At 53.7% G+C, this 13,372-nt stretch carries 9 protein-coding genes, 1 tRNA gene and 1 pseudogene; 5 read left to right on the forward strand and 6 right to left on the reverse strand.

The window, feature by feature from the left end; translation table 11 throughout:
- Nucleotides 1-368, reverse strand: a 368-nt coding sequence (locus AC07RZ_RS23190; protein WP_494669750.1) for a S8 family serine peptidase, incomplete at its 3' end; no start/stop codon positions are given.
- A 611-nt stretch (nt 369-979) separates the two neighbouring features.
- On the opposite strand from AC07RZ_RS23190, the gene AC07RZ_RS23195 reads away from it, so the two are divergent.
- The 5 genes and pseudogenes from AC07RZ_RS23195 to AC07RZ_RS23215 all read left to right on the forward strand — a co-directional run.
- A complete protein-coding gene (locus AC07RZ_RS23195; protein ID WP_092401510.1) occupies nt 980-1,330 on the forward strand; it encodes a DUF805 domain-containing protein in 351 nt (116 codons plus the stop codon).
- Nucleotides 1,331-1,426: 96 nt separating this feature from the next.
- Complete coding sequence (locus AC07RZ_RS23200) at nt 1,427-1,960, forward strand: cysteine hydrolase family protein (RefSeq protein WP_494669751.1); 534 nt, start codon at nt 1,427-1,429, stop codon at nt 1,958-1,960.
- 167 nt (nt 1,961-2,127) lie between these two features.
- A tRNA-Leu gene (locus AC07RZ_RS23205) sits at nt 2,128-2,214 on the forward strand.
- Nucleotides 2,215-2,517: 303 nt separating this feature from the next.
- The gene (locus AC07RZ_RS23210; protein ID WP_494669752.1) at nt 2,518-2,706 is read left to right on the forward strand and encodes a hypothetical protein; all 189 of its coding nucleotides are present in this window, start codon (nt 2,518-2,520) and stop codon (nt 2,704-2,706) included.
- 36 nt (nt 2,707-2,742) lie between these two features.
- A pseudogene (locus AC07RZ_RS23215) lies at nt 2,743-2,955 on the forward strand (transposase); the annotation flags it as partial.
- Nucleotides 2,956-3,169: 214 nt separating this feature from the next.
- On the opposite strand, the gene AC07RZ_RS23220 reads toward AC07RZ_RS23215, so the two are convergent.
- The 5 genes from AC07RZ_RS23220 to AC07RZ_RS23240 form a co-directional block, all read right to left on the reverse strand.
- Nucleotides 3,170-3,673 carry a hypothetical protein gene (locus AC07RZ_RS23220; RefSeq protein WP_494669753.1) on the reverse strand — a complete coding sequence of 168 codons (504 nt, stop codon included), beginning with the start codon at nt 3,671-3,673 and terminating at the stop codon, nt 3,170-3,172.
- Nucleotides 3,670-6,090: an RHS repeat-associated core domain-containing protein gene (locus AC07RZ_RS23225; protein ID WP_494669754.1), complete on the reverse strand. Its 2,421-nt coding sequence runs from the start codon at nt 6,088-6,090 to the stop codon at nt 3,670-3,672. Before AC07RZ_RS23225 ends, AC07RZ_RS23220 begins: the two co-directional genes overlap by 4 nt.
- Entirely contained in the window at nt 6,087-8,504 is a 2,418-nt protein-coding gene (locus AC07RZ_RS23230) for a DUF6531 domain-containing protein (RefSeq protein ID WP_494669771.1), read from the reverse strand. Before AC07RZ_RS23230 ends, AC07RZ_RS23225 begins: the two co-directional genes overlap by 4 nt.
- A 93-nt stretch (nt 8,505-8,597) precedes the next feature.
- The gene (locus tag AC07RZ_RS23235; RefSeq protein WP_494669755.1) at nt 8,598-10,565 is read right to left on the reverse strand and encodes a DUF6531 domain-containing protein; all 1,968 of its coding nucleotides are present in this window, start codon (nt 10,563-10,565) and stop codon (nt 8,598-8,600) included.
- Between the two features lie 362 nt (nt 10,566-10,927).
- Nucleotides 10,928-13,318: a hypothetical protein gene (locus AC07RZ_RS23240; protein ID WP_494669756.1), complete on the reverse strand. Its 2,391-nt coding sequence runs from the start codon at nt 13,316-13,318 to the stop codon at nt 10,928-10,930.
- Between the last annotated feature and the right edge of the window lie 54 nt (nt 13,319-13,372).

A 13,372-nucleotide genomic window follows, 5' to 3' on the forward strand; every position in this document is an offset into this window, starting at 1 on the left:
ATGCGCACGCCCTTGGCGAACAGGTCCTGGTAGATCTGGCTGTTGAGCAGCAGGCTGTTGCCGGTGGTGCCGGCGGCTGCGGCCTGCACGAATACGCCGGGGGCGATCCCCAGGGTGCTGCCGGCCAAGGCCTGCGCCACTTCGGCGCCATGCATGTTGCCGTTGGCGCCGCCGCTGCTGTAGACGGTCTTGCTGATGCGGCCGGCCAATTGGGGATCGCTGACATCGAAATCGGTATCGACCACGCCGACCGTGACGCCGACGCCGGTCATGCCTTGTGCGTGGGCGGCCTTGGCGTTGCTGGGGTCGAGTACGTTCAGCATGGCTGGCGTTATCGCATTGCCGCTGTTGTCGACAGGAGGCGGCAAGGTTGAAACCGGGGGAACAGCCGGAGCCGGCGGAGTGCTTGGAACCGGGGGAGTAACGGGATTCGGATTACCGCTGCCGCCTCCGCCACCTCCGCAACCCGTAATAGCTACCGAGATTGCAATAAAAACAATGAACAAGGATACCCGACGAGACAATGCTTTGCCCATGACGCCTCCCCCATATGTGCTTCAACTTCAATCCGATCAGCGATCGGCATATCGGCCTGCTGCATTCACATATTCAGTTGCGTATCCTCAGCCTCAATCTATTTTTATTTCTGTACGGCAATTTATTATGCGCTTGTCTGATGCAACATCAATCCATTTTTATTTATCCAAAGAAACTGTTTCTTTATAGATACATTTTTATTGTGACAATGAAATGCAATGGAGACGACATCAAAGCAATAAGAACAGAGGGAATTTTGTCCGTCCGCACGGGCTAGCGGCAGTTCCGGCGCCAAGACTTAGGTAGATTTCCGATACATCAACATTTTGCCGTGACGGCTACGGCTTTTGTTATTATTACTCTCTGGTAATTTTACTGAAACCCATGGGTATAAACACCGCCGGAGGCGGGCGCCCGTGCTTACAAACTACAGGGGATAGAAATGACGTTTACGGAATCGATCAAAGTCTGTTTTGCCAAATACGCCGACTTCAACGGCAGGGCTGCGCGCTCCGAATATTGGTGGTTCGCGCTTTTTATCGTCCTGGCCTCGTTCGCAACCGACGCAGTCAGCCACAAACTCAGCCTGCTCTTTTCCGTCGCCACGCTGCTGCCGTCGATTGCAGCTGCAGCACGGCGCTTGCACGATACGAACCGCAGCGGCTGGTGGCAGCTGATCGCGATCATCCCCGTCATCGGCTGGATCATCATTATCTATTTCCTGGCCCAGGAACCAAAGGAACCCAACAATTTCGGCGCGACTGCAGTCGTCCCGAATCTTCCGGAAACCTGAAACCGATACCGGCAACTACCTCGCCCGGCTCTCGAGGTAGTGCGTTAACCGCGGGAATTCCTTAGGGATTCCCGGCTCAAGCTCCCACAGGAAACCATGAAATCCGCTCTCCTCGTCATCGATGTCCAGCAAGCCCTGTTTGATGAAACACCCCGCCCGTTCGAAGCCGACGCGGTCGTGGAACGCATCAACACCTTGACCGCCAGGGCCCGCGCTGCCGGCGTTCCGGTAATCTTCATCCAGCATGAAGCCAGCGATCTCGAATACAGCTCCGCAGGCTGGCAACTCCAGCCTGGACTGCAGGTAAAGGACAGTGATGTAAAAGTGCGCAAGACGACGCCTGACTCTTTTCTCCGCACCGAACTCGAAGCACTGCTTGCTTCATGGCACACCGAACATCTCGTGATCTGCGGCTACGCTTCGCAATTCTGCATCGACACCACCACCCGCCGCGCCGCCGCCCTGGGCTATCCCGTGACGCTGGTGTCAGATGCCCACACCACCCACGACCAGCCGCATGCGACCGGACAGCAGATTCGCGCGCATGAAAACGCGACGCTGCCCAACCTCGACAGCTTCGGGCCGGAAATCAAGGCGGTAGCCACTTCCGAATTGCGTTTCGCAAGCTGACCGATCTAACAACATTGCTCTCCGGTTCCACCCGCAGCTGCAAGCGGATAAGCGCGCATGGGAGGATGGCCTTGGCCATTAGAACCTGTTAGAATGCGGCCCTGTCCCGTATCGCAGGCAATTGCTGTCGATACATGTTTTGCCCGTTTCTTCGAAACGGCAGAATTGCCCGAGTGGTGAAATCGGTAGACACAAGAGACTTAAAATCTCTCGCCGGAAACGGTGTGCCGGTTCGATTCCGGCCTCGGGCACCACGACACATTGCAACAAAACAGCCTAAAGCGCCGCAAACCAAGTAAATACATGGTTCTGTGGCGTTTTTGCATTCAAGTCAAAAATCGCAAATTACCACCAAAAACCATTAATTACTGATAGCGATTCCCTAGAATTTACATAGCTCCCCAATTTGATGGTGTAATTGCCGCCGTTTTTTGGAGAATGGAAAATATGGCATCAATCGTAAAATGTGCTGGTGATTGGCGGGTTCAAATTGCAATCAAAGGTAAACGTGAGTCGGGAACGTATCCGACTAAGGGCAAGCGAACCAGATCCACGGCTTGCTCACCAAATATGGCATGGTTCTGCCGCAGGGGATTGTCCATCTTGAGAAGATGCCGCCGTCAATGCTGACTGACGCGCACAATGCATTGCCGGGATTTCTTATTCAGTTATTCCAAACTTTGCTGGAGAATTTCCGCCATCTTGATCGCCTTGCGCAAGAGATCGAGAATGCGATTCGGCGCTGACATCTGACAAACGAAGAAAGTCGGCGACTCGAGCAGATTCTAGGAGTCGGACCACTGACGGCCACGGCATTAATTGCCACCATTGGTGAGGTAAAAATATTTCACAACGGGCGACAGTTTGCAGCGTGGCTTGGCCTTGTTCCACGACAGCATTCCTCTGGCGGCAAAGACCGATTACTCGGCATTAGCAAACGCGGCGACACTTATTTGCCTAAGCTGCTTATCCACGGCGGCCGAGCGGTCGTTCGCCCCGGAAAGCTATCGCTCTGAAACGCCACTCGTTCTTCAACCAAATCTGAAGGTCGGCCAGAACTTGTTCCGCCAAATTGCCTACCTGTGCCTGGGCATCCAGCCAGAAGAAGGCCAGTGCACCGTATATAGACTTGCGAAAATCATTATCAATTTTTGACTTGAAGTGAATATGTCATACGGCACATCTGGCACAATAAAGATTCCATCTTACCTATTGCTGGCTACGGCCTTTATTCCCTTGATGGCCAAATCCCAAAATATTTTGAGATAGAAATGTGTGACTCTCTCCGTTCATATCAATTGAGAACGCAATTAACCCATGTTTCACAGAGTATGAATAACGGAATTTTTTAGCACCCTGCATACTCTCAATAACCCAGACTTTAAAGGATTTTCCTAATACTCGAGATGTCTCTTGACTTGTCATCTCATATGAAGAACCTCTATATTCCCATTTAGACACATTAACCTTTTTCGCAATTGGAACGGCAAAATTGAATTCTGTGCTTATCACACAAACGAACTGATCGTCTGGGGCGCAAAATTCTGCGTCTATCGCTCGATCTCCACCTGCAAAAAATGCAGGTGCCTGTTGGATGGTAATCGTATGGCGCTTGCTAAATAAGTCCACGTAATCGTAAGTTTGAGAAAAAGCTGGAGTCATAGAGGCAATTTCTAAAAGTATCGTCAGAAATAAAATAATATTTTTTTTCATTCGCAACCACATTTACCCTTCCAAAAATTTTCAGCCCATTTATTGGCATCAATTTCGCCTAGCACTTTATCCGGATCACGAAACGCATCTCCCGGGCTAAAAAGATCGTTATTTTGTTTCATCGTATGTCTAAATTCGTGAGCAAAGATATTTGATTGATAGGGATCACCAGATTCGGGATTAAAAAATCCAAAATTAAATTGCGTACTGCGATTTTTGTAGTTTGTTGTTGCATAAGTGCCTCTAGCGCGTTTACTCACATTATCAATATTAGGGTCTGGATAAACGCTCCAATTATCGAACTCGGATAGCAAATTTGGACAATGTTTCTTTATGTTTTCCCGCACATTATTATTTGCATCAAATAAATCTTTATATTTTCTTTTCCATTTTATTCCATCGCCAAAAGATTGGAATTCTGGTTCAATGATGCGCGCCAAACCATTAGGGTCGACATAGGCTACTGGATTTCCTCCGACATAGCTGAAAGTATTAATCCCCCCGTCCAGCCCGATTGGATCAGACTGCACATATCGTCCTAACTGCGGATCATAATCTCGATTGATATTGTAGAAATTGTTGCTTTCTTTGTCGTACAACTGCCCTGGGAAACGCTGGTTGTAGGTAAAAATGCCCAGGCTGCTCGGGCTCTCGTCCGGCGGTTGCAGTCCAAACGGATCAGCATTATCCCAGCGCCACACCATCTGGTTGTCCGTCGCCTGCGTGATCACCCGTGGCGTGTTGATGTGATCCGCATAGACATAATAAACATTGGTTGTTGTGACCTGGTTTGTTCCTGTCCCTGTCACTGTTTGCTTCAGCACTGATACAGGTAAGTCACCCAGATAGACCGTCTCTTCGATTACCTGTTGATTGGCATCGTACTCGCCAATTAGATGGCCTTGCTCGTCATAGACATAGCTGTTGCTGCCCGTGGCGACGATACTTGCCGGCCCTTGCTTTTGCACCCTCTGCTCAATGCCATTATGGGTGTAGGTGACTGTATTTCCTGCGTTCGTTGCACTGACCATCCGTCCACGATCGCTATAGGTATAACTGATGGTGCCGTCACTGGTCAGATGGCCCGCTGCATCGTAGGTGTTGCTCTTCGCCGGTGTCGGACCAGTCGTCGCCGTCAGCTGATTGCTATTCGCTGCAACCGTATTGGTGTAGCTGCCGCTGCCAAACGTCGCTTGAATGCGATTGCCATTCTGGTCGTACTGGAAACTCTGGTTGCTGGTACTGCTACTACCCGTGACAGTGTTGAGACGATCCAGGTTGTCGTAACCGTAGCTTTGGTCGAAGTTGGCCGGCGCATTGCCGCCGGTGCCCGTTCCGCTGTGGCTACTCGCTGTAATGCGGCTGGCAGCATCGTAGCTGATCGTCCGGTTGGTACCGTTGCTCAAGGCATTGCCCAACGGGTAACTGGTTACTCTTCCATCCAGGTCTATCCCCCTGGCATAGGTGTTTGTGCTGGTACTGCTGCTATTGCCCCAGGTCCAGGCATTCACCGGACCAAAGGCTTGATAGCCGATACCCGTCAATAACGGGATGGTGCTGCCGGTGTTGGTGCCGCCACCAGTGGCATTGGTCGGGTTCAAGGTCAGGCTGTTGATTCTCCCTGCCCCATCGTAACTGTAGTTGATCCGATTGCCACTTGGGTAGGTGACGCTGGTCAATTTACCCGTCGTGCTGCCGCTGCTGCCATAGGTGTAACTGATCGTGCTGCTAGCACCTGTACTGCTCAGTGTTTGCACCTTGGTGAGCAAGCGACCGAAACCGTCATAGGCATAAGCCGTTTGTCCGGAACCGTCGATCATCCGGGTCAAATGGCCCTTGGCGTTCGGTGCACCGGTTGACCCACCATCGTATTCGAACTGTGTGGCGGTGCCGCTGGCATAGCTGGTCTGTGTCAGGCGATTCAAGGCGTCGTAGCTATACGTCGTGGTTTTACCCCTGGCGTCGGTCCGGGTCTTCAGGTTACCGGCGGCGTCATACGTTTTACTCGTACTGCCGGTATCCGGACTGGATAGCGCATTTTGGTTACCCAGGCCATCCACGGTATAGCTGGTCACCAGATTTCTCGGATCGGTGACCGTACTCAGCTGGTCCTGGCCGTCATAACTGAACTGGACGACGGGACTGGTGCCACCTGCGGCCGGGACCGGTTGTACCTGCTGGATCAGGCGTCCCAGGCTGTCGTAGCTTTGGGTAGTGATATTACCCAGGGGATCGGTGATCTTGGTCCGATTGCCCATCGCATCGTATTCATAACTCGTGGTCGTGTTCTGGACCGCCTGCGCTGACGCTGTCGTGCCATTTACGCTGCCCAGTAGCGGGCTATAGGCCAGCGTGAACAGTACAGCGCTGACCAGGGTCTTGATACCCGGTTGTTTCCCCATTAAACGCCCATTCATTGCACTGCTCCCGTGATTTGTTGTAATCGATTTAAGGCATCCACCACACGACTGGTTTGACGCGCCAAGGCGCCGCTTGGGTCTTTGACTTGTTCGTTGATCCGGTTGCCCATGTTGTCCAGGGTATAAACGATACTGTTGCCTAGGCTGTCGGCGATATTGGTCAGACGATGGGCCGGATCGTAGGTGTAGCGGACCGTCGATGTATCTGGCAGCGTGACCAGGGTCAATTGGCCGACGCCGTCGTAGCCGTATATGGTGGTTTCCACCGTACCGCCGGACGTCACCGTCTTGCCGGTCAGCCAGCCGCGTGGACTGTAGGTCAATGCCGTCGTGGCGCCATTGGTGTCGGTGATCAGCCCTACCCGGCCGTTGGCATCGTAGTTCGATAGGGTTCTGACCTGGCCGATGGCGTTGGTGATCGTGCTCAGGTTGCCCGAGTTGTCGTAGGTATGGGTGGTCTTGTCCGCAACATCGGTTCTGGGACCGGTGGCAGTCAACACCTGGCCGACGTTGTTGTAGGTGTAGCTCCAGGTACGCGCAGCCCCCACCAATGTCGGCGACAAACCTTGGCCGCCGGTCGCATCGCTGGTGGGCTGGACGATTTTTTTGAGAAGGTTGCCGTTGGCGTCGTATTGGTAGGTGGTCAGATGTAGCGGCTCGGCAATTTGCAGTGGCAAACGGTAAGTAGGATGCCATTGGGTACTGATGGCGCGTGCCTGGGCTGTGCCGTAGGCTTCGATTCGTTGCGTTTCCAGGTCGCGGGTGAGGTCGTAGGTGTAATGAGTGACGTTGCCACTGTAGTCCGTGCTGGTTTGGGGATTGCCGTTGGTGTCGTAAGTCATGGCGCGCGCGCGTGGGCAGTTGGTGCTGCCGGTGCAGGTTTCTTGTACGGTGCCGGCTTTGGCGATGCCGTTGATGACTAGCGTGCTGTAGGTGCGCGAGGCGCCGCCGGCGTCGGTGGCGATGCTAGTGGTGACTGAGGGGTAGCTGAGCGTCACGGCTTCAACGCCGCCAGCGTGCTGGCTGCTGGTCGCATTGCCATTGGCGTCATAGGTCCACGTAGCGTAGCGGTTACTGTTTTCGTCGATGATGCCAGTTAGGGCGTGCGTGAACGTTGTGTTTTCGTAGAGGTATTGGCGAGTGTGGGCGTCCGGATACATCACCGTGGAGAGGTTGTTGTTGCCGTCCGTAGTGTAGCTGTAGGTATAGCTGCCGTTGTTGGGGTCGGTGGCACCCGATAACCGACCGGCCGGGTTGTAGCTGAAGACGAGTTTGCGACCATACGCGTCGGTGACGCTGGTTAGGAGGGCTGTGTTGGAGTCGTATTGCAGGGTCTGGACGAGTCCGCCGCGGTTGGTGATCGAGAGTAATTTGCCGTTGGGGTCGTACTTTTCGGTTTCATCGTTTTCGTTGACGTAGATCCAGCCCAGCGTGTTGCCGCTGGTGTCGATTTGCTGGGTGAGCTTGGTGTTGAGTTCGCCTGCATCCGGCACCCAGATGGTGTTGATGAGGGTGAAGGTGCGGGTTTTGCTGTCGGGGCGATAGAGGGTGACGATGTTGGCTGCGCTGCTTAGTGCGACTAGCGCCCGGTCATAACTCAGGCGCCAACCGAAGTCGATTAGGATGTTGGCATAGCTGCCTGCGAGGCTGGGGGTGATGTTACCGGCTGCATTTGGGAAAAATTCCGTCCACTCTGTGCAATCGGCACCGGAACAGCCTGACATCAATGCGATTGAAGGTGATCCGGGAGCTGCGCCGAAGCTGTTGTAGACCCTTTGCAATACTAAGGGGAATGGACCTTCGCCATTGTAGTCTTGCTCTGTTTGATGCTTGTTGCCAACCAAGGGGTTGATGGGATTGCCTTCGCAGGTGGGGCAATTGCCTTTGTTTTTGTCGGCGTTTGGGACTGCGGGGTTGGTGACCCCGCATTGGTTGCCGCTTTGGGGGTAGCCTGGGGGGCAAAAGTAGTAAGCCCCGAGGCCACAGCTAGTCTGAAAGCCAAAACCTGAGTATGCCGAGCGGCAGTCTGGGGGGGTACTGCTTGCCGCCCAGGATACATTGAGGTATTGAGTGCAACTATAACTCTCCCGTCCAGTGGATATACTTGTCTTGACCGCGTTCAAACAACCGACATAACTCCAAGTAATTGGACGACAATCATAAAAAGGCCCTCCTGCCTGCTGGAACGTATTGGTTTGCTGGATTCCGGCCGCAATACACATTGCCGCAGGATTCGATCCAACATCTTTGCCCGTTGAGGATTCCCCTGGCTGCCATCTTTTTACTGGACTAGTTCCCGCACACGCACCGGTGCAGACGAGAAAAAACATTATAACGACGACAAACCACGATAATATCAAGGCCGTGCGGGCAAACGGCCTTTTTGGACGATAATGATCGGCAACATTCATCCCCGCAAAACATAACTTGTCATTCACTCTTACTTTTCCGCAATAAATATCCCAGCATGGTAGCGCCACCTTGAGCGCCGCTTAGACAGTCACTCATTGCACTGCTCCCGTGATTTGTTGCAATCGATTTAAGGTATCCACCACACGACTGGTCTGACGCGCCAAGGCGCCGCTTGGATCTTTGACCTGCTCATTGATCCGGTTGCCCATGTTGTCCAGGGTATAGGCGATGCTGTTGCCGAGGCTGTCGGCGATATTGGTCAAACGGTGGGCGGGATCGTAGGTGTAGCTGATCGTCGAGGTATCCGGCAGCGTGACTAGGGTCAACTGGCCGACGCCGTCGTAACCATAGGTGGTGGTTTCCACCGTACCGCCAGATGTCACCGTTTTGCCGGTCAGCCAGCCGCGTGGACTGTAGGTCAATGCCGTCGTGGAGCCATTGGTGTCGGTGATCAGCCCTACCCGGCCGTTGGCATCGTAGTTCGATAGGGTTCTGACCTGGCCGATGGCGTTGGTGATCGTGCTCAGGTTGCCCGAGTTGTCGTAGGTATGGGTGGTCTTGTCCGTTACATCGGTTCTCGGACCGGTTACTGTCAAAACCTGACCGACGCCGTTGTAGGTGTAGCTCCAGGTGCGGGCGGTACCTACCAATGTCGGCGACAAGCCTTGGGCCCCGGTCACATCGCTGGTGGCTTGCACCGTCTTGCTCAGCAGATTGTCGGAGGTATCGTAGACATAGGTCGTCAGCAGCTTCGGCTCGGCGATAGACAACGGCAAACGATAGGTCGCGTGCCAGGTGGTCGTGATCGTTCTGGACTGCGCTGTGCCTGAACCTTCCACCCGGCTGGTTTCCAGGTTGCGTGTCAGATCGTAACTGTATGTGGTGATGGTGCCATTGAAATCGGTGCTGGTGGCGACGTTGCCGTTGGCGTCGTAAACCAGATTACTGGCTGCAGCGCTGCAACCCGCACCACCGGGCTGCGATACACCGGTATTGCGGATGGTGTTCAGGATCGTCTGGAACGTGTACGTCCGCACACTACCCAATGGATCGGTCACCGTGCTTTGGGTATTGGGTTGAGTGTACGCAACGCTATATTTCTCGACACCACCAGCGTGCTCCGTCGAAATTGCTTTGCCTGTACTGTCGTAATTAAAGGTCGCAAAGCGACTGCCGTTCTCATCGATGATTCCGGTCAGCGCTGTCGGCAGATCTGCGCCACCCGTGTAGACGGATTCGTTATAGACATAGGTACGGGTCTTGCCGTCCGGGTAGGTCACGGTACTTAGACGATTCAGATTGTCGTAGCCGTATGCCGTGATGCCGCCTGTCGGGCCGGTCATCTGGGTAACACGGCTGCTGCTGTCGTAGACAAAATTGAGTTGATGGCCAAATGAATCGGTTACCCGGATCAGCAGCCCAGCCTGCGGCGCGATCGTGGTCGCAGTGCTGGCATCCGAATAATTCAACGTTTGAATCAAGCCCTCGCGACTGGTGATGCTGAGCAGCTTGCCTCCCGCATCATAAATTTCCAGCGATTGATCGGCTGTGACCAGGTATTGCCACCCGGTTGTGTTGCCTGTGCTGTCGATTTGACGCGTCAGCTTGTCGGTGACGTCGCCGTCTGGCTGGTAGCTGCCACCATTCAATACGAAGGTCAACTCTTTACCGTCGCCACGGGCGACGCCGGCATTGTTCGGATAGGCGGCGTTGAGCAGGATCATCCGCTCATAGTTGCTGCTCCAACGGGCGCCGTAGCGGCCATTGCGCACGCCGCTAGCGTTATAAGTGCGTTGCAACCCTAAATCAACGCTGCCAACACCGAGGTAATCCGGCTCCAACTGACGTTTATTACCCGTGCTCTGATTGATCGGATTGCCGCTCTCTTTATTGCGACGCTCTTTGCAGGATCCCGGATCCCCTAGATTTTTCTGCGCAGGAGCCTTGCTTGGATCGTAGAGGCAACTGTTTGGATTACCGGTTTCTGGTTTACAGGAAGAGTCAGCTGGAATAGGAGGAACACAAGAGGTGGAATAAACAGTAAAACTTTCTCGGTTCACCGGTTCATTATCCGGTCCATACGTAGCTGTGTAATAACATTGCAGCGTGCTTGCATCATAACCTGTACTTCTCGCGTTCAGAACGTTCGAGCCCGGTGGAGCAACATAAGTCGCTACCAAAAAATTACAAATATCAGCTGATGATCCATAGGGACCAGACGCTGCCGGACTGTACCAAGCACGACCGCTTGTGTCTCCAGCAGGACAGGCTGGCGGCGTTTGTGCGAATACTTGAGGCACGCCGCAGCTTAGCCAAACAAACAAGACCCTGCCGATAGTAATAGCGCGGCGGCATATGTGATTCATAGTGGGGTTAAAAACTAGGGCGACAACACTCGATTGTTTAGCTATGAAATGTCCGCTCACTGCACCGCTCCCGTCACTTGTTTTAATCGATTTAAACCATCTACCACACGACTGGTTTGGCGCGCCAAGGCGCCGCTTGGATCTTTGACTTGTTCGTTGATCCGGTTACCCATGTTGTCCAGGGTATAAGCGATGCTGTTGCCCAGGCTGTCTGCGATGTTGGTCAGACGATGGGCGGGATCGTAGGAGTAGCTGACCGTCGACGTATCCGGCAGCGTAACCAGGGTCAACTGGCCGACGCCGTCGTAGCTGTATATGGTGGTTTCCACTGTACCGCCAGACGTTACCGTCTTGCCGGTCAGCCAGCCGCGTGGGCTGTAGGTCAGTGCCGTCGTGGCGCCATTGGCGTCGGTGATCAGCCCTACCCGGCCGTTGGCATCGTGGTTCGACAGCATCGTGACTTGACCGACGGCATTCGTGATTGTGCTCAGGTTGCCAGAGGTGTCGTAGGTATAGGTGGTGGTATCGACCACGTCAGTTCTGGGACCGGTGGCAGTCAATACTTGACCGACGCTGTTGTAGGTATAGCTCCAGGTACGGGCTGTACCGACCAACGTTGGCGACAAACCTTGGGCGCCTGTCGCATCGCTGGTGGCTTGCACCGTCTTGCTCAGCAGATTACCGGAAGCATCGTAGGTATAGATCGTCAACAGCTTAGGCTCGGCAATCGTCAACGGCAGACGATAGGTCGCGTGCCAGGCGGTCGTGATCGTTCTGGCTTGCGCTGTGCCTGAGCCTTCCACTCGGCTGGTTTCCAGGTTACGGGTCAGGTCGTAGCTATAGGTTGTGACGATGCCGTTGAAATCCGTGCTGCTGGACACATTGTTGTTAGCGTCATACGCCATCACCGTCGACGCCGCACTGCTACCGATTCCTGCCGGTTGACTATAACCGGTACTTTTGACGACACCGAGCGCTATCTGGAAATTGTAAGTGCGGGTAGTGCCGAGCGGATCGGTGACAGTACTTGGACCGCCCGGCCAGGAATAGGACACGCCGTATTGCTGCGCACCCGCAGCCAGCTCCGTTGAAATCGCTCTGCCGCTACTGTCATACTTGATTGTGGCAAAACGGTTGCCATTCTCATCGATGATGCCGGTCAAGGCATACGGCAAATTGGCACCTGCGGTCTTGTCCTGCTCGTTGTACCAGTACTGGCGCTTCTTGCCGTCGGAGTAGATCACGGAAGTCAAATTGCCGACCACTGACTTACCTGACAGGACAACGGAACTCGCTTCGTCATACGCATAGGTGGTGACACCGCCCGTCGGATCGGTCATCTGGACCATACGGCTTTGACCGTCATAGCTAAAATTTAACTGCCTGTCAAAATTGTCGGTGACACGAATCAGCAAACCGGTTGTCGGAGCAATGGCAGGCGGTGTGGTGGTATCGGAATAGGTCAGGCTTTGGATTTGTCCATCCCGCGCGGTGATCGTTTGCAGGCGACCGGTGGTGTCGTAACGCTCAGTTGAGTCGTTGGCGGCGTTATAGACACTGTAGCCGATGACAGTCCCGGTATTGTCCGTTAGCTTGGCGACGCGGTCATTGATGTCGGCGTTGGGACTCAGATCGGTGGAGCTGCCGAAATTCAGCATACGTCCATTCCCGCGTTGTACGGAGAAATCGTTGGCTTGGCCGGTAGTTATGTAGGGAAAACAATAAGATCTCCCGGTGATTTGTCCGATGGCGCGAACGCATGCATTTGCAGGTGAAGTACCTGCAGGAGGTGCAACTGTATAGTCGATGCCAAAAATCTGGTAATTGTTTGCCCAACCTTTGCGATCACTGCGATAGGTGCGGGTCAAGCGTAAGTCATTGGCATCGCCGCCTAGATAATCGGTTTCGATTTGTTGTTCGACACCGGTGGAGGGGAGGATTGGTTTGCCGACTGCAGGCGCAGGATGTTTGGTATTGCAGAGGTCACAGTCGGGCTGTTGAGCTTCGTCAGGTTTGCGGCAGGATACCCGGTAGTAATGACCTGATATTTGAGTCATATCCTTCGCAACACCACCGCATTCAGGAATCATGCCAACAGCGCCAGTGTTCCGAAGCACGCCATCGCTGCTATGTACGTAGTGCCACCAGTATGATGTTGGCCTTCCGTTGTAATAATCTGTGTTTGGTGCTGGGTATAAATCCAATAGCGTAGTTGTGTCAGATGAATTCTGATGCGCATTCACATCATTGACAAGAGCAGCATACGCAGCTTCTGGAGATTCGTAATACGGATCCATGACAGAGGCGCAAGTATTAGGATCACCAGCACACGTCGGCATTTTGTATACATAGTGCGGCTCTAAATCCCGCGCCTGTGCATTACTAGCCCCCGCCAACAGCGTGATCAAACCGATCAGCGTTGCGGTGCAACGCCGTTTGACATTCACCCACTTCCCCACGTCATACTCCCTGATTCAAAAAATGGTGCGCCACGGTGCATA

This window comes from Collimonas sp. GW821-FHT07E08 (assembly GCF_059418905.1).

Coding starts and splice junctions, on each gene's coding strand:
- AC07RZ_RS23195 (WP_092401510.1), top strand. CDS start 980: ATGACGTTTACGGAATCGATCAAAGTCTGTTTTGCCAAATACGCCGAC.
- AC07RZ_RS23200 (WP_494669751.1), top strand. CDS start 1,427: ATGAAATCCGCTCTCCTCGTCATCGATGTCCAGCAAGCCCTGTTTGAT.
- AC07RZ_RS23220 (WP_494669753.1), bottom strand. CDS start 3,673: ATGAAAAAAAATATTATTTTATTTCTGACGATACTTTTAGAAATTGCC.
- AC07RZ_RS23225 (WP_494669754.1), bottom strand. CDS start 6,090: ATGAATGGGCGTTTAATGGGGAAACAACCGGGTATCAAGACCCTGGTC.
- AC07RZ_RS23230 (WP_494669771.1), bottom strand. CDS start 8,504: ATGAATGTTGCCGATCATTATCGTCCAAAAAGGCCGTTTGCCCGCACG.